General features: G+C 41.1%; 14 protein-coding genes, 1 tRNA gene, 1 other RNA gene, 1 pseudogene and 1 other annotated feature (1 of these 18 only partly in view). Of the genes and pseudogenes, 3 read left to right on the top strand and 14 right to left on the bottom strand.

Features of this window, described 5'->3' with window-relative positions:
• Positions 1–6: 6 nt before the first annotated feature.
• The 3 genes from CCC71_RS06285 to CCC71_RS06275 form a co-directional block, all read right to left on the bottom strand.
• The gene (locus CCC71_RS06285; protein ID WP_156705439.1) at positions 7–1,137 is read right to left on the bottom strand and encodes an efflux RND transporter periplasmic adaptor subunit; all 1,131 of its coding nucleotides are present in this window, start codon (positions 1,135–1,137) and stop codon (positions 7–9) included.
• Positions 1,130–1,693, bottom strand: a complete 564-nt coding sequence (locus tag CCC71_RS06280; protein ID WP_226974036.1) for a TetR/AcrR family transcriptional regulator — start codon at positions 1,691–1,693, stop codon at positions 1,130–1,132. The genes CCC71_RS06285 and CCC71_RS06280 overlap by 8 nt, the downstream gene beginning before the upstream one ends.
• A 474-nt stretch (positions 1,694–2,167) precedes the next feature.
• Complete coding sequence (locus CCC71_RS06275; protein ID WP_021842105.1) at positions 2,168–2,722, bottom strand: YagU family protein; 555 nt, start codon at positions 2,720–2,722, stop codon at positions 2,168–2,170.
• A 478-nt stretch (positions 2,723–3,200) separates the two neighbouring features.
• Between CCC71_RS06275 and CCC71_RS06270 the strand changes: the two genes are divergently transcribed.
• Complete coding sequence (locus CCC71_RS06270) at positions 3,201–4,367, top strand: ISL3 family transposase (RefSeq protein WP_296333285.1); 1,167 nt, start codon at positions 3,201–3,203, stop codon at positions 4,365–4,367.
• Between the two features lie 90 nt (positions 4,368–4,457).
• Here the strand turns inward: CCC71_RS06270 and CCC71_RS06265 are convergent.
• Positions 4,458–4,541 (bottom strand) — tRNA-Leu (locus tag CCC71_RS06265).
• A gap of 207 nt (positions 4,542–4,748) precedes the next feature.
• On the opposite strand from CCC71_RS06265, the pseudogene CCC71_RS10875 reads away from it, so the two are divergent.
• Both CCC71_RS10875 and CCC71_RS06245 read left to right on the top strand, forming a co-directional pair.
• Positions 4,749–6,218, top strand: a pseudogene (locus CCC71_RS10875) (DASS family sodium-coupled anion symporter).
• 232 nt (positions 6,219–6,450) lie between these two features.
• Positions 6,451–7,563 carry an IS1249 family transposase gene (locus CCC71_RS06245; protein WP_296333622.1) on the top strand — a complete coding sequence of 371 codons (1,113 nt, stop codon included), beginning with the start codon at positions 6,451–6,453 and terminating at the stop codon, positions 7,561–7,563.
• A gap of 139 nt (positions 7,564–7,702) precedes the next feature.
• Here CCC71_RS06245 and CCC71_RS06240 read toward each other — a convergent pair whose 3' ends face one another.
• The 10 genes from CCC71_RS06240 to cysS all read right to left on the bottom strand — a co-directional run bounded on the left by CCC71_RS06240 (position 7,703) and on the right by cysS (position 16,842).
• Positions 7,703–8,821: an IS1249 family transposase gene (locus CCC71_RS06240; RefSeq protein ID WP_295241471.1), complete on the bottom strand. Its 1,119-nt coding sequence runs from the start codon at positions 8,819–8,821 to the stop codon at positions 7,703–7,705.
• A 210-nt stretch (positions 8,822–9,031) separates the two neighbouring features.
• Positions 9,032–9,375: a transfer-messenger RNA gene (ssrA, locus tag CCC71_RS06235) on the bottom strand.
• Between the two features lie 200 nt (positions 9,376–9,575).
• Positions 9,576–10,055 (bottom strand): SsrA-binding protein SmpB, encoded by a 480-nt coding sequence (gene smpB, locus CCC71_RS06230; RefSeq protein WP_021842440.1) that lies wholly within the window; start codon positions 10,053–10,055, stop codon positions 9,576–9,578.
• A gap of 26 nt (positions 10,056–10,081) precedes the next feature.
• A complete protein-coding gene (rnr, locus tag CCC71_RS06225; RefSeq protein WP_308694432.1) occupies positions 10,082–12,556 on the bottom strand; it encodes a ribonuclease R in 2,475 nt (824 codons plus the stop codon).
• 55 nt (positions 12,557–12,611) lie between these two features.
• Complete coding sequence (secG, locus tag CCC71_RS06220) at positions 12,612–12,848, bottom strand: preprotein translocase subunit SecG (protein WP_127058512.1); 237 nt, start codon at positions 12,846–12,848, stop codon at positions 12,612–12,614.
• A 14-nt stretch (positions 12,849–12,862) separates the two neighbouring features.
• The gene (gene sigH, locus CCC71_RS06215; RefSeq protein ID WP_021842443.1) at positions 12,863–13,534 is read right to left on the bottom strand and encodes an RNA polymerase sporulation sigma factor SigH; all 672 of its coding nucleotides are present in this window, start codon (positions 13,532–13,534) and stop codon (positions 12,863–12,865) included.
• 81 nt (positions 13,535–13,615) lie between these two features.
• Positions 13,616–14,152 carry an NYN domain-containing protein gene (locus CCC71_RS06210; protein WP_296333279.1) on the bottom strand — a complete coding sequence of 179 codons (537 nt, stop codon included), beginning with the start codon at positions 14,150–14,152 and terminating at the stop codon, positions 13,616–13,618.
• An 18-nt stretch (positions 14,153–14,170) separates the two neighbouring features.
• Positions 14,171–14,899, bottom strand: coding sequence for a 23S rRNA (guanosine(2251)-2'-O)-methyltransferase RlmB (gene rlmB, locus CCC71_RS06205; protein WP_021842445.1), 729 nt, complete (start codon positions 14,897–14,899; stop codon positions 14,171–14,173).
• Positions 14,900–14,930: 31 nt separating this feature from the next.
• Positions 14,931–15,398 (bottom strand): Mini-ribonuclease 3, encoded by a 468-nt coding sequence (locus CCC71_RS06200; RefSeq protein WP_021842446.1) that lies wholly within the window; start codon positions 15,396–15,398, stop codon positions 14,931–14,933.
• The gene (gene cysS, locus CCC71_RS06195; RefSeq protein ID WP_296333276.1) at positions 15,388–16,842 is read right to left on the bottom strand and encodes a cysteine--tRNA ligase; all 1,455 of its coding nucleotides are present in this window, start codon (positions 16,840–16,842) and stop codon (positions 15,388–15,390) included. The genes CCC71_RS06200 and cysS overlap by 11 nt, the downstream gene beginning before the upstream one ends.
• A 49-nt stretch (positions 16,843–16,891) precedes the next feature.
• Positions 16,892–16,972, bottom strand: a binding site (T-box leader); it runs 123 nt beyond the window's last position.

The raw sequence follows: 16,972 nt of genomic DNA, 5'->3' as shown, positions 1-16,972 counted from the left end.
CCCCCCTTATTTCGTCTTTTCAATCTGGTCTTTAGTCAACGCCGTAGGGTTAACTGTTACACCGTTACGAATCTTGGTTAAGCCGTCAACAACAACCGTTGTCCCCGGTTTTATACCACTCTTAACAATTGTATAAATACCCTGAGTACCGCTTGTTTCAACCGGAGTCTGAGTAACTTTACCGTTTTCATCAACCGTAAATACGAAGGATTTATCGAGTACATACGTAATAGCTTTAGTAGGAACTAAGATAGCATCTTTAATAATATCCCCGGGAGAAACAACAGACGCATACATATTAGGTAATAACATATGCTGTGGATTTGGGAAGGACGCTTTAAACATCAACTGACCGGATGTGCTGTCGAGGTTTTTGGCGGCCTGCACCAACGTACCGGTGTACTGATAAATAGAACCGTCAGATAAACGAAGCTGTAATGGTACATTAGCCAAATTCTGACCTTGCTTATTCTTCATGAAGTCAAGATATTCAGCTTCACTCATGGCAAATTCTACATATACAGGATCTACTGTATTAATAGTAACTAAAGTAGTGCTGCCGGCAGTTACATAAGCACCTAAATCGACATCATCCATTTCTAAGGTACCGTCAAACGGTGCATAAATAACTGTATCCTGCAAATTATCCTGAGCAATACGAACAGCTGCATCATTAGCCGCTAAAGCAGCTTTTTGCTGTTCCGTCGTGCTGGCTTGGGTATCCAAAGTCTGACGAGCAATGGCATCTTCATTAGCTAATTGCTGATAACGCTGCAAATCGCGTTCCGCATTTAAATAGGATGCATTGGACGATGCTGCATTAGCCTGAGCACTGGCTAAATTAGCTTCATACTGACGGGAATCCAAACGGAATAAAGGCTGGCCTTTAACAACCTGTTCGCCGCCATTAACATACTTCTCTACAACGTGACCGGAAACACGCGCATGAATGGCTGTACTATTCTGCGATGTAACGGTACCGTTAAAGGACGTTGCAATCTGTGTATCGGTGGCCACAATTTTATATGTGTTGACTGCAACTGCCTGTTGTTGCGCTTCTTCCTTACCGCAACCGGCAACCACCAGCATCATCGCCAACCCGGCTACAATGCCACCCAATAATCGAAACTTACTCATTCTTATCCTCCTCATTCAAAATACCATGCAATATTAAGTTCATAGCCTCTGACAAAAGCTCTTTGCAATCTTCCGGGTTAGCTAGACTATCGTAAAATACTATGCGTAAAACACCTTTAAACATAAGTATTAATACATCAATATCCACATCTTTAATAACACCTAATCGTTGTTGTTCTTTTAAAAAGTTCCCCAGTAACTCCCAATCTTTTTCAACTGTACGCATTACTTGGTCTACCAACGATGGCACCGAGGCAAACATAAGTCGATAATGATCGCCGCTGATTGTCGCATACAAATCAGATTTAACCGTAAAATAGCGTTTGAGCTTAGTAACCGTATCCAAGTTGTCATCTTCTAAAATCTGCTTATGCAAATTATAAAAGTCCTGACTCTTGTCGAATAAAATACGCTCAATGATTTCATTCTTGGAATGAAAATTTTCATACAAAGTACGCTTACTAATATTAAGGCGCTTAGCCAAGTCATCCATACGAAATGACGAGCCATGTAACTCTATTTCGGCTACAGCCGCATCAAGAATTCGTTGTTTCATTGTCGCCTCCTCCATCAACATTCACACTGTAATTCCACATACACATAATGAATCACTTCCACACACTAAAATAGAAAAATAAGCAATCATTACACTATACTGCTTACCCTGTTTATAAGGATAATCACTACACTATAACAATCACTACATAACCGTACTTACCACAGTTCTGACATACTTTGCAGATTCTAAAGTAAACACTATATAAAAAATTGATAAGCATTACACATTACCAACATTTTTATTCTAAAAACGCTTTCAATTCAACTTATATAAAACTAATGAAAACCGAACTGAAAACTCTAGTACCATGTTTCAGTTTATCGAAAAAATATAATTTTGTCAATAATTATTATACTATATCCTACTATATTTTTCGATATAATAAAAACCCCTTTGTTTTAAAGTTAGCTTGGTCATAAATGCTGTTGTAAACAACATTACCGAGCACCTAAAACAAAGAGGTTTTATTAATTAAATATACTTTTCAGGATCAAGTTCACCGGTCATACGATTTCGTAAGTCACGGCGAGCCACTTCCATAATCCAAAGCCACCAAAGATGACCGAATAATTCAGACAAGTTTTCATCAAATGGGATTTCTGCCAATGGCGGTACCAAGCCCATAAGCGGCATTACGATTACATGAGCAAATAAATACACAAAGAAACCGAACACACATCCTTGCCACATTTTAATGCGTGGCCAATATTCAGCGATTACGCAATACATAATACCAAATACAATGGAGAATAAAACATGCACAATAAATACATCAAGCGGTAACTGAACACCGGAGAATGTATAGGATAAATCAGGCATATGTAACATATCCAACACAACTTTTGGCGGTGTTACACGAGACATGGCGTCAACCGGCCAGAAAATATCAGGATTACGCGGTGGAAACGGCACTTCCCAACCCCACTTAGCAATGGCACCGATAATGCCGACTATAATACCGATTAAAACAGACAATCCTACACGACGTCTGCTTGGTTCTGTGATGTAGTTAAAACCTACTTTCATCACAAAGCCCCCTTTCTCTTGCAAATACTACTTTAATAATAGTATTTTAGCACTTTACTGATTAAAACGCCATTAAAAACGCTCAAATAAATTCAAATTCAATCAAATTTTTATATGTCAATCAAAAACACGAATAAAAATCATAATTAAAATGCATTTAAGTTTACCGATTTTTGAACAAAAATATAAAAACAGTTTACTCGAATTATGAGTAAGTTGACAGAATTACTATTGAATGTATCCAAATATAGGTGCCCATAATAAGTAAGATGGTTCTATAATTTATTTTGGGGCGCTAAAGAGAAACGCTAGTTGCGTGTCCTCTTGGCGCCTACTTTTTTTGCACAAAAAAAGACATATTGAATAAAATCCGATACAATAAAGGTGCTAACAATTAACGAAAGGATGTTTATTCAATATGTCTAGTCTTAATTATATAGGAAAAATGCTCGGAATAAAAGATTCACATATCCAAAATATGAGAGAAACTTCAGAAGAATATGTATTACATGTGATGGTGCCGGTAAAACCTCATGTTTGTCCTAATTGCCATAAGGAAACAACGCGTATAAAAGGCTATACACATCGTACAATCCGCCACACTACAACCAATGAAAAGCCGATTCGCCTTATCTATCGTCAACGCCGGTATAGCTGCACTTGCGGACGCACGTTTAATGAAAAAACAGAGTTCTCTACGCGCTATCTTAGGACTACCCCCCGACTACGAGAAGTGGTCATTACTGAATTGTCAGAGGTAAAATCTCTAACAGCAGTTGCTAAACATTGTCATATTAGCGTAACTCAAGTTATTCGCATTTTTAAGGAAATTAACTATAGCCGGCCCAAGACATTACCTGCGGTATTATCTATTGATGAATTTAAAGGCAATGCAGCCGGCCAAAAATACCAGGTCATCCTTACCGATCCTACTGACCATAAAATACTGGATATTCTGCCTAAACGAGATACAGTCAAGCTAATACAGTACTTTTTGCAATTCCCAAGACACGTACGAGACAACGTAAAATACATCACAATGGACATGTCCCTCCAATTCCGCTCCGTCATGAAGCAATGCTTCCCTAAAGCTCATATTGTTGCTGACAGATTCCACTTAATCCGGCTGGTGACCTTTGCCCTTGAGCGAGTGCGTAAAGCTGAGCAAAATACCTTAACTAATGCAAGCCGAACCTTCAAAACGAATAAGCGAATATTGACTAAACATTTTAAGGATTTAACTGACAATGAATATGCAAAACTGATGGATATGTTTCACTATTCATCGAAATTACACCGTGCCTATATGCTAAAATATACCTTCCATACAGTGTTGAAATTTAAACGGAGGCGCGATATTCTAAGGTCCATAAATGAATGGCTTTCATTAGTTTTTGACTCTGAACTATCTGAATTTCAATCCCTCTTAAAAACGTTCTCCTCTTGGAGCGACGAAATTATTAATGCCTTAACCTTACCATATTCAAACGGCTTTACCGAGGGTTGCAACAACAAAATTAAAGTTTTAAAACGTTGCTCTTTTGGGATACGGAACTTCCACTACTTCCGAAACCGGATTTTATTCATCAATGCAAGAAAAGGACACGCAACAGTTATGTCGCATGTCCTTCCTCAAAGTGCATAGACTCTTTAGCACCCCAAAATTTGACAAAGAGCCAGTAAGATGCCATAAACAGGCAACAAAAAAAGACGCTCAACTGAGCGTCTTTTAGCTTGGTGCCGGAGGTGGGACTTGAACCCACACGGTGTTACCCGCTTGATTTTGAGTCAAGTGCGTCTGCCATTCCGCCACTCCGGCGCGTTCGGAACAATGACTATTATACGCAAACTTTACAAACCTGTCAACACATTTTTTACAAAAAAATTTCAAAGTCGCAAAATATATATGGTAACTTATATCTATTTCTCATAATGTGTAATTTTAATCAATAATTCACTTTACTATTTCCTATATTTCTATATAATATAAAGTACTTTTGTATCATCAGAAAGGAGATAAAAAAATATGATATCAAAGTTGAGTTTTAATGCCTTATGGAAGTACTTAGCCCCAATTATTGTGGGACTCATTGTATTTGCGATTGGCGCGCCGGAAGACCTATCCGCAGGTGCATGGATTTTGTAAGTATTTTTGCAGCCTTAGTTGTGGGTCTTATTCTCGAACCGATGCCACCTGCTTTTATCGGTATGATTGCGATTACCTTAGCCGTTCTATTCCGTGTAGGTATGCCGGTTGTAGAAAAAGCCCGTAAAATTGTGCCTACCACAGCCGGTCAGGCAGGGGCCTCAGCGGTTTCTCCAATGCCATCGTATGGTTAATCTTTGCCGCCTTCATGATTGGTATCGGCTATCAAAACAGTGGTCTCGGTCGCCGAATCGCCTTATTCTTAGTTCAAAAATTAGGTAAATCCTCCTTGGGTCTCGGGTATGCCATTGCTATTACCGACCTTATCTTAGCACCATTTATCCCAAGTAATGCAGCCCGTAGCGGTGGTACTATCTACCCTATCGTTTCCAGTATTTGCCCGATGTTTGACAGCTATCCGGATAAAAACCCGCGCCGTATCGGCTCCTATTTATGTTGGATCAGCTTGGCAACGACTTGTGTGTCCAGTACCTTATTCCTCACCGGCCAGGCGCCAAACCCATTGGCGGTTGAACTCGCTGCCAAATCCGGCGTTGCTACCGTTAACTGGACAAGCTGGTTCTTAGCAGTTGCACCGGTAGGCATTATCTTGTTCTTAATTACCCCAATTTTGACATACTACCTTTGCCCGCCGGAAGTTAAAGGTTCGCCTGAAATCGCCGAATGGGCCAAAGAAGAATTCCATAAATTAGGCGCCATGAGTGCTTCTGAAATCGCCATGGCGGTTATTTCCCTCATTGCCTTAACGCTTTGGATTGGTTCCTCTACTTTTGGTGTAAACCCAACCACAACGGCTTTACTAGTTATTATTCTTATGGTTCTCTTTAAAATCATCACCTGGAATGACTTCTTAGCTAACAAGCCGGCTTGGAACGTATTGACTTGGTTTGCTACCTTAGTACCAATGGCTGCGGGTCTTAAAAACGTAGGTTTCCTTGACTGGTTGGCAAAATCCGCCATAGTTACCTCGTAGGTCTCGATGTAACTATGGCGACATTAGGTATGCTTTTTGCCTTCTGTGTACTTCGTTACTTCTTCGCTTCCGGTACAGCATACGTAACTGCTATAGTTGGCTTATTTGCTACCTTGGCACTTCAAATTCCGGGTGCTGATGCCAGTCAGATTATGATTATTTTACTCTTACCAATGGGTATTATGGGTATCTTAACACCATACGGTACCGGTCATAGCCCGGTATGGTTCGCCAGCGGTTATGTAAAAGGCCCTGAATTCTGGAAATTGGGTGCCATCTTCGGTATCATCTACCTCGTTGTATTTATCGTAGTAGGTATTCCTTGGATTGAATTTATTTTGCCGAAATTAATCTAATTCAGATTATTTAAAATAACTGTCTAAAAATTAGAGTTATAGGACAAAAAGTGTGTGTAAAAAGTGCTGTAAACCTAGATAGATACTGGGTTTATAGCACTTTTATCTTTTTTTGACAAAGATAAAGGGTGGACAAAAAGTGTGTGTAAAAACATGCGTGAACCCACATAACTACTGACTAAAATGGTATTATATCTTCCTAAATAAAAACATAAATAGGAGGATGATTAATATTAAACAAGTAGTTTGCCCTGATTGTGGTCGAAAATGTATAAAACACGGTATATTGAAATCCGGTTCTCAGCGATGGTTTTGTAAGCACTGTAAAGTCGCTTTCACTAACACAATTAACACCGAGAGTAATGATCTAAAGCTGTTTTTAAAATGGTTATTTAGTAAACAGTTGCAGCAGGATATGCCTGGAGGAGGGCGTACATTTAGACGTAAAACCGCTAAATTTTGGTCCATATGGTGCCTCCCTCCAAAGATTGAGGAAGTATATGATGTGCTTTACTTTGACGGCATATACTTAACGCGTAAGCTCTGTGTACTTATTTGTTGTAGTAAGGACCATGTGTTAGGCTGGTATGTATGTAGATATGAGAACTCTAGAGCTTGGCAAGCATTAATGGACCGTATTGCTCCTCCGCGTGTTGTTATCTCAGATGGCGGATCCGGATTTGCTAAGGCCTTGGCAAAGAGGTGGCCGACAAGTAACCATCAACGTTGTTTATTTCACGTTTTTGCGCAAGTAAGAAGGTATACAACTTCTGCACCAAAAACAATAGCCGGCAAGGCTTTATATGAACTGGCAAAGCGTTTATTTAAGATTCAATCGATAGATGATGCTTATACTTGGATTGATGGATTATTAGCTTGGAGAGAAGAATTTGATGACTTCTTACGGGAAATGACAGTCGACGAAAATGGGAATAAAAGGGCTACTCATGAACGCCTCTTAAAAGCTGAGGCAGGACTTTTACGATTAATTAGAGATGACACTCTATTTACCTACCTGACGTTTGTAGATATTACCGTACCTACAACGAACAATCGACTGGAAGGAGGCGTTAATGCGCAACTTAGGGGGATGTTACGAGATCACAGAGGGTTATCCTTAGAAAGACGATTAAAAGCGGTCTATTGGTGGTGTTACGAGCACTCACCTAGACCGCTTCCTGTTGCTGAAATATTAAAATGTATGCCTACAGATAAAACAATCGCTGCTACTTACCGTAGGATAATGCGGAATAACCGTGTGGATAATATCTTGCCGCAATGGGGGGATGCCATTGTTTGGAATGAGTTCCATATGTCCACGGAATTTCCAATTTATTGGGATTAATTTAAAAAAGCCACACACACTTTTTGTCCTATAAGCCAAAAATTATACTCAATCAAGAACAAAAAGACCGCTCGGCCATTGCCTGAGCGGTCTTATTTTGATTAATAATGTGGGTTATAGGACATTTTGAGTTGGTAATTTAATCCCATAGATAGTTAGGATATGGATCTGAGAAATGAAAATCACTCCATACAATAGCATCGCCCCAGGTTGGAATAGAATCTTCTAATTTTTCTCTGGAATTCATGGTATCATATAGTTTAGAAATACTTTTGTTGGTCGGCATAACCTCGAGTATTTCAGCGGGTGAAAGCGGTTTCGGTGAGTGCATGTAGCACCACCAGAAAACCGCTTTTATTCGCCTTTCAATATTCATTCCTCTATGGTTACGAAGCATAGCTCTTAATTGAGCATTTATGCCACCTTCAATACGGTTATTAGTAGATGGACAGTTAAAGTCTAATGTATCATCTAGGTAGGTAAATAAGGTACCAGATTTAATTAATACAAGAAGTGATTGCTCTGCTTTTAAAAGTCTTTCATGTTTTAACCTAGGTTTTCCATACTCGTCATAAGATACTTCGTCTAAAAAGGCTTTATGCTTAATTTTCCAGTCTGTTAAACTTCTAATCCAATGTAATGCTGCAGTCGTAGAATTTACCTTAAATAAATCATTTGAAAGCCCATATAGCTCTGCACCGGCAATTGTTTTAGGACGAGTTGTTGTATACCTTTTTACTTGTTGAAAAGCATGAAAAATACATCTTTGAAGTTTGGCCTTTGGCCAAACTTTTTTTAATGCCTTCCGAAAGCCGGGACCACCATCAGATACAACGACCGTGGGCGTAGCAATACGGCTCATCAAAGCCCCCCAAGCCCTCGCTCGCTCAGCTCTGCATACATACCAACCTAATACATGCTTTTCATCACAGCAGATTAATATACAGGCTTTCCTTCCTAGGTGAATACCATCAATGAATACAATCGAGCTTTGAGTTTCAATTTTAGGTGGTAAAGGCCAAAGTTCCCAAAATTTAGCTGTTTTTCTGCGAAAATTACGACCGGCACCGGGCATATCTTTTTGTACATTTTTACTGAACAACCATTGAAGAAAAAGGCGAAAATCCGAGTTTGTATGATCATAAGGCTTAGTAAAAACTTGATGACATTCTTTACAACGCCATCGCTGCCTACCTATTCGAGTTTTTCCATACTTTATACAGTCAAAACCACAATAAGGACATCTAATTTTTTTCATAAAGTAATACCTCCTAAAAAATATATTTTCTAGAAAGATATAACCTTATTTAACCCTTATATAGCAAGGGGTTTCAGACTTTTTACCAACTCATTTTGTCCACCCTTTAAAATCTAATAAAAAATTTAAAAGACCGATGAGACTAGATAAATACTAGTCTCATCGGTCTAAAAACCAACTCAAAATGTCCTATAGGCCAATAATGTTAAGTGGTGGAGACGAGGGGAATCGAACCCCTGTCCAAAAGTGTTGCCCCACAGACTTCTCCGAGTGCAGACGCTGTTTTAGATCTTAGCTAACTTTCGTACAACGACAAACTATATTAACCCAGCTCTGTTGTTTAACCTACTATACTAGAGCAAATATATTAGGCGAGCCCGTAGTTTGACGCCTTATCCCCGATCACGGGCAGATCAGAGTAAGACGTAGCTTATGCAGCTAATGCAAAGTTTTCTTTTGCGTTTAATTTAAAAGTTCCACCGTTTAACGGCCAAATGGAAACGCCGACTCGCTATCTGTGATACACGCACCCCTGTCGAAACCATTACGTCCCCATGTGTGCATGATTAATTATAAACAACTGTGACAGTACTGTCAAACAAAATGACGAATTTTGAACTAACGGTTTATAGGTAAAAAATCGCCAAATATAGAGCATAACGAAAACAAGTTAGTGATTCAACAAATCAGGCATTAATTTAGACGCCTCAGGTGCATTCAAAGGAACACACCTGCAGACGTCTTTTATTTTAGCTTAATAATCGCGGCTCTGTTCTTTCATGCGGCGACGAATGTCACGCTGCGCATCGCGCTCAGCCATATCCTGGCGCTTATCATAATTTTTCTTACCTGTAACGAGGCCTACAGTTACCTTAATTAAGCCATGAGCGAAGTGAAAATTAAGTGGCACCAAAGAAAAGCCTTTTTCCTTCACCTGTCCCAACAATTTGTGAATTTCACTGCGATGCATCAATAATTTACGCGTACGCATCGGTTCATGGTTAAACTGATTACCCTGTTCATATGGGCTGATATGAGCCTGATAGAGGAATATTTCACCATTTTGAATGGCACAATAACTGTCTTTCAGATTAAGTCGGCCCTGGCGAATCGACTTAACTTCAGTACCGGTTAAAGCAATCCCCGCTTCATAAGTCTCATGAATGTGATAATCATGTCTGGCCTTACGATTGTCGGCGATTAAACTGGTACTGTCTTTCTTAGCTTTACTCACAAACTACCTCCTAAACTTCGGTACTGCTATTTTTTCTTACCTGATTTCTTTTTGCGGCTTACTTTTTTACTTTGTTTTTTGCTTTTAGATTTTTTGGCAAATCTGGCAAAAGCAGCCGGCGTATTATCTTCGTAATCACTTTGCCAGTTATATTTACTGTTTGTGCTCTTACGTTTACTATTCTTGCTGTCTTTTTCGCTTGCTTCACGTTTACCGGACTTTTCAGACTTAGAACTTTTACCGCTCTTACCTGCTTTACCGTTTTTACCGGTTTTACCGGACTTGCCGGAGCGCATACCGCGACTGCCTAAACCGGTTCGACGATGTTCACCGGCTAGCGATTTTTCAATCAGAGTCTGCGCATCCACTTCCCCAAGCAAGAAATCTATTTGTTTCTTATCTTTATCCGCTTTGATAAGTGTTACTTTTACTTCCTGCCCCAAATGATAGGTTCTGCCCGTACGGCGCCCAACCAGCAAGAAATGTTCTTCGTCAAAGAAATAATAATCATCATCCATGGTAGCAATATGAACTAAGCCGTCAATACCATTTTCAAGCTCTACAAACATCCCAAATGATGTGATGGAGCTGATTTTACCGTCAAAGACTTCGCCGATAAACGGTTCCATGTATTGAACTTTTTTAAGATCATTTGTATCGCGTTCCGCAGCTACGGCAATTTGTTCCTGAATCGAACAATGGTCGGCCGCTTTCGCCAAATAATCCTCCATATCATCGTATTTATTATAGCCATCGCCCCAGTGTAACCGTTTTTTGAGCAAACGATGAACAATTAAGTCCGGATAACGACGGATTGGCGATGTAAAGTGGGTATAACAAGCGGACGCCAAACCAAAGTGTCCCACATTGACTGCCGAATAACGCGCCTGCTGCATGGAGCGCAAGGTCATAATCTGCGCAATCGGTTCAATGTCAGTGCCGGCTATACTGTCTAAGAACTTCTGAATATCTCTTGGTTCAACATGGCTGTCGGCCAAATGGAACGGTTTGCCTAAATAGGTAACAACCGTCTGTAAAGCTTGTAACTTTTCTTCACTTGGCTGCTCATGAATACGATAAATCCCCGGTTTATGAGTGTCACGTAAATAGCAAGCTACCGTTTCATTGGCAATCAGCATACAAGCTTCAATGATTTTTTCAGCAATAGTACGGTCTTTACGTACAATCTTGAGTGGTGTACCATCTTCGGCCAACAGAATCTTGTATTCAGGGAATTCAAAGGAAATGGCACCGGATTTTTCACGCATGGCAATTAAAATCTTGGCCACTTCGTGAAGTTCATGCACCATTGGCATCAATGGCAACAAATCGTCGGGAATGATGCTTTGAGTCAATGCTTTATATATTTCGGGATAGCTGCAACGACGATCCACGCGAATGACGGACGGACTGATTTGGAAGTCCACCACACGGCCTGCATGGTTGATTTCCATAATGCAGCTCATGGCATAGCGATCTTCTTTGGCATTCAAACTACAAATACCGTTGGACAATTTAGTCGGTAACATCGGTACAACACGGTCAACCAAATACACACTGGTACCACGTTTATAGGCTTCTTTGTCGAGCTGTGTATTGCCCCGTACGTAATGACTTACATCGGCAATGTGAACACCTAATTTATAATGACCGTTGGCCAGCTGTTTACAACTTACCGCATCGTCCAAATCTTTAGCATCTTCGCCGTCGATAGTAATCATCGGCACCTCGCGTAAGTCAAGACGTTTACCGCCCAGGGCTACATCAAAGGATACGCGATCCGCTTCTTTTAAAACCGCCTCAGGAAATGAAAACGGAATTTTATGCTGCGCCATTACGCAGTTAATATCCACACCTACGTCGCCCTTATAACCTAAAATGGACGTAATTTTACCTTCCGGCTGGCGTCCTTTAGCATCAGGCCAACGAGTAATTTCCACCAATACTTTAGCCCCGCTGCGCGCTTCCATAGTATCAGGCAAAGCTACATAGATATCATCAACTAAGCGTTCATCATCAGGCGTTACAAAGCCAAACATCTGTTGGCGATCATAAGTCCCTACAATGGATGTATTCACATGTTGAATCACTTTTTCCACACGGCCTTCATGGCGCTGTTCGCCGATACGACCGAAGCGGAAAAAATGTACCAAAACTTTATCATTATGCATGGCACCGTTACGATCGCCGGCACCGATATTTACTTCATGTTGCCCCGTCTCGTCAATAACAAGCCCGCGGCCGTTACGAAGGCTCTTATAAATACCTTCAAACTCTCTTACTTCCTCAATTTTTAATGCTGTTTTTTCAGCCTTGTCGATGAATTTGTAATAGTCGCCGGGCCGTGCTTCTAATAAGCCCGCTTCGGTAAGCGCTTCCACATCTCCCATAAAGGCTTCCAACTCTTCAGACCCTTTTATGCCCAAAATATATGCTGCATCTTCGATATGATACGCTTCCGGACTAATGGCCTTAAAAAACGCTAAAATCTTATCTTTCATCTCTTCCATAGCTTTATACCCCTACCAAAAAAGCCTGCACAAGGCAGGCTCGCTATTAATATTGATTCAAGTAAATCCCTAAGAATAAGCTCAAGATGGCAAAAATAATCCCCAACACGATAGTACATTTCGACAATAAACCGTCGATACCACGTGCTTTACCGCCAAATACGGAGTCAGCCGCACCACTTACGGCGCCGCCCATACCGGCACTTTTACTGGATTGTAATACAACCACCATAATCAATAAAATAGCAACTACCACTTCTGCAAACATCAAGAAATTTCTCACAATTGTCATCCTTCCTAAGGCTCATTCTTTTTCGCCAATTCACTGCGATGTTCCAAATACTTTTCTAATTTACGCTTTACGCGTTGCAATGCATTATCAATGGATTTGACACTGCGGTGATATTCAGCGGCAATTTCATTATACGACTTGCCGTCTAAGTACCCCATCAGCACTTTGCCTTCCAAATCACTTAATATAGATCCCATTTTTGCTTCAATATCGGAAAATTCTTCCCGATTAATGAATAATTCTTCAGGATCCGTACCCTGGCCTTCCACTAATACGTCCATCAAGGTTCGTTCCGTCTCATCCGCATAAATCGGCTTATTCAGCGAAATATAGGAATTGAGCGGAATATGTTTTTGCCGCGTCGCGGTTTTAATAGCCGTAATAATTTGCCGTGTTACACATAACTCGGCAAAGGCCTTAAACGACGCCAGTCGGTCCCCTTTAAAATCGCGCGTAGCTTTATAGAGGCCAATCATGCCCTCTTGGATAATGTCCTCTTTATCAGCACCGATTAAAAAATAAGACCGTGCCTTGGCACGCACAAAATTTTTATATTTATCCACAAGATAGTCCACCGCTAAGTGGTCATCTTGTTCTTGCGCTAATTTACAAATTTGTTCATCTGTTAAATCTACATAACGACGGTACTCATCATTTACGCGTGGATTAACGCACATGCCGACCTCCCACTCTGCCGGATTCGCAGAACCTTACTAATGTATCTCTCATTATACTTGATAGCCCTCGGTTCTGCAAGGTCATTTCTTCCCTCGACGCAAGGTTTCCCACTGCTTAGCTACTTCACCATCAATTTGATGTCCCAGTTCATTACGCTGTAATTGCAAACTATCTCGGTTGTGAAGCCCTTTGTAATAACGCTGTTCGTCAATTTTAGCCCGTTCAACCTGGGCTTTTAACTCACGCGCGGAGATACGCAAAGCACCAAAACCGAGTACTTGGCTCTGTTCCGCATAATCAGAGGTGCATACATATACATTGGCATAGGTGTTTTTAAAAGTGAAAACGGTCCGTTCAATATAAGAGTCCGCTGTTTCCCCATCAGCCGTATACACTTCCAAAAAATCATCGGTAATAAACTCTTCGGCACTGCCGGGATGGGCATATTTACTGTCAAATACCAGTATAACACGGTAACCCTTATGTTTACCGTAATTTTGAAGCATATGCTTAATTCGCGACCGGGCATGTTCCAAGGAACTTTTACTGATTTTCTTCAGTTCCGGCCACGCAAATATAACATTATACCCGTCAACAATTAAAATATCTTCTCTCATGTCGGAGCCTCACTCCTTTTATTGACGCTGCCGAACCGCTTCATACATCAAAATAGCCGCCGCTACCGATGCATTTAATGAGTTAATACGACCGTACATAGGAATCGTTACGAGAAAATCACAGCGCTCTTTAGTAAGGCGACTAAGCCCTTTCCCTTCATTGCCGATAACGAGCACTAAAGGACTCGTCAAATCGGCCTGATACAAGGTTTGCTGACCTTCCATGTGAGCACCGAGAACCCAAAAGCCTTGCTTTTTAAGTTCTTCAATTGTCTGTGCCACATTGCCAACCTGCACTAACGGAATAGATTCTAAAGCACCGGCCGACGTTTTGGCAACGGTAGCATTAATCGGAGCTGTATGGCGCTTCGGAATTAAAACGGCCGTAGCACCGCAACATTCGGCAGTTCGAATGATTGCCCCCATATTATGAGGATCTTCAATGCCATCCAACAAGATTAAAAGTGGCGCTTTATCAGAAGACCAATTTTGAAGCACTTCACCTAAATCGGCAAATTTAACCGGTGCCGCCAAAGCCACGACCCCTTGATGAACCACACCGTCAGCGTATTTACTAAGCTGTTTGTCATCCACCCGGCGCAGCTCAATTCCTTTATCCTTAGCCAACCCTATGATTTCCTGTAAGGAGCCCTGCACCTTATCATTCGTAATAAACAAACGCTGAATGGTTCGTCCCGATCGCAAAGCTTCACGTACCGCATTGCGTCCTACAATATAATCACTCATGATATGTCTCCTTTACTCTATCATAACGCATCTAACTCATACTGTCCAAAGTATACCAAAATGCAGCTTTCATCAAAGTCTGTAGTCGCTCGTTCTGACCCGAACGATATAAATAGCCAAGTACTGCTTCAAAGGCTGTACTGGCACGATATTCTTGTACGGTGGCACTTTTCGGTACATGTACATTACTATTACGAGCTCGTTTAGCCACCTGTTTTTCCATATCCGTTAAATAGTCTGACTCTTCCCACGCATGGAGAACCTTTGACTGTGCCTTAGCACAAATGCACTCCGTAACCAGGTTATGTAATACCTGAACCTTAGAAATGCCCGCTTCCGTCATGCGCTCGCGGATATAGAGCGAATACACGGCATCGCCTATATAGGCAAGCATGAGGGAATCCTCAGCTTCAGCCGGTACAATTCCCTCATGCGTAGTTGTTGCTTTTAATTTTTCAATAGCCGTGGCTCGTAAAAATTGATAGCGCTTAAAATTCACGTTTCTTCCACCGTGCCCCTTGCGGCGAATCTTCAATTACGATACCGATATTGCCCAATTCATCACGAATGGCATCGGCTAAGTCCCAAAGTTTCTGTTCACGGGCATTTTGACGAACATTCAAGATTACTTGCATTAACTGTTCGTATTCTTCAGCGCCGGCACCGCCTTGTGGACCTTCCCAAGCCTGTTCCAAAATACCGATGATATCAGTCATCATCTTGAAGATGTCACGTACTTCTGCTAATGTTTCATGGCAAACTTTACCGTTGCAGTTTTGTACTGCTTGGTAGTAAATGTTGATTTCTTTAGCCAAGCCGAACATTGGCGCTCCGGCAAGTGCCGTATTGAAGTCATCGGACATAGCTTCTTCAAATTCTTCCGCATATTTGCGAGCATTATCGAGTAATGCTTTTGCTTCGTCATCACATTCGCCTTCTTCTTGGTTTTCCAAGTATAAAAGGTTCTGAATAGCCGTTGTCATGCGTTCTAAGGATTTATTGGCTTCTTCCAAGCGTTCATCGCTGAAATCAAGCGGGCTGCGATAATGAGTGCTCATCAAGAAATAGCGAAGTGCATCAGGACTGTATTCTTTCAAAATATCTTTTACCAAGAAGAAGTTGTTCAAAGATTTACTCATCTTTTCTTGGTTAATGGTAATGAAACCATTATGCAACCAGTAACGTACAGACGGATGGTGACCGGTGCAGCCTTCAGACTGAGCAATTTCGTTTTCATGATGAGGGAAAATCAAATCGCTGCCGCCGCCATGGAAGTCAAATTCTTCACCCAAGTATTTGTTGCTCATGGTAGAGCATTCAATATGCCATCCCGGACGACCGTTACCCCATGGGCTTTCCCAATAAGGTTCACCCGGTTTAGCGCTCTTCCAAAGGGCAAAGTCCATCGGATTCTGTTTGCGGTCATCTACGTCTACACGAGCGCCCGCTTCCATATCATCCAAAGTACGGCCCGATAATTTGCCGTAATCTTCGAATTTTTCAACACTGTAGTATACGTCGCCGTCCAATTCGTAAGCAAAACCTTTTTTAATCAACGTAGCAATCATTTCAATGATTTCGTCAATGTGTTCGGATACACGCGGATATACATCAGCATGCTTAACGTGAAGGGCATCCATAACTTCAAAATAGGAATCGATATAGCGATTGGCAATCGTATCCCAGGACACACCTTCCCCATTAGATGTGTTAATAATTTTATCGTCCACGTCTGTAAAGTTCTGTACATACGTCACTTTATAGCCTACATGTGTCAAATAGCGACGAATTACATCCCAGGTAACAAAAGGACGAGCATTACCGATATGAGGGTGGTTGTACGGCGTTACGCCACATACGTAAATCTTAGCTTCTCCCTCCTTTACCGGCTTAAATACTTCTTTTTCTCTTGTCATCGTATTGTATACTTTAATTTCTCTCATCGCTACCGATGCCTCTCTTCCGTTAAAATATAAAAAGCCACCATCTCATTACAGAGACGGTGGCCCGCGGTTCCACTCTGTTAAGTACTGATAGCACTCTCTCCAACGCATAACGGGCGTATCCGAACAA

The sequence above is a fragment of the Veillonella sp. LMAG:90 genome, assembly GCF_008679445.1.
GTDB lineage: Bacteria > Bacillota > Negativicutes > Veillonellales > Veillonellaceae > Veillonella_A.
This window is presented reverse-complemented; position numbering and strand designations above follow the sequence as displayed.

What these genes read in the sequence shown, in the direction of transcription:
- CCC71_RS06285 (WP_156705439.1), bottom strand. Translation starts at nt 1,137, where the DNA reads ATGAGTAAGTTTCGATTATTGGGTGGCATTGTAGCCGGGTTGGCGATG.
- CCC71_RS06275 (WP_021842105.1), bottom strand. Translation starts at nt 2,722, where the DNA reads ATGAAAGTAGGTTTTAACTACATCACAGAACCAAGCAGACGTCGTGTA.
- CCC71_RS06240 (WP_295241471.1), bottom strand. Translation starts at nt 8,821, where the DNA reads ATGAAAAAAATTAGATGTCCTTATTGTGGTTTTGACTGTATAAAGTAT.
- CCC71_RS06270 (WP_296333285.1), top strand. Translation starts at nt 3,201, where the DNA reads ATGAGAGAAACTTCAGAAGAATATGTATTACATGTGATGGTGCCGGTA.
- sigH (WP_021842443.1), bottom strand. Translation starts at nt 13,534, where the DNA reads ATGTGCGTTAATCCACGCGTAAATGATGAGTACCGTCGTTATGTAGAT.
- rnr (WP_308694432.1), bottom strand. Translation starts at nt 12,556, where the DNA reads ATGAAAGATAAGATTTTAGCGTTTTTTAAGGCCATTAGTCCGGAAGCG.
- CCC71_RS06210 (WP_296333279.1), bottom strand. Translation starts at nt 14,152, where the DNA reads ATGAGAGAAGATATTTTAATTGTTGACGGGTATAATGTTATATTTGCG.
- cysS (WP_296333276.1), bottom strand. Translation starts at nt 16,842, where the DNA reads ATGAGAGAAATTAAAGTATACAATACGATGACAAGAGAAAAAGAAGTA.
- rlmB (WP_021842445.1), bottom strand. Translation starts at nt 14,899, where the DNA reads ATGAGTGATTATATTGTAGGACGCAATGCGGTACGTGAAGCTTTGCGA.
- CCC71_RS06280 (WP_226974036.1), bottom strand. Translation starts at nt 1,693, where the DNA reads ATGAAACAACGAATTCTTGATGCGGCTGTAGCCGAAATAGAGTTACAT.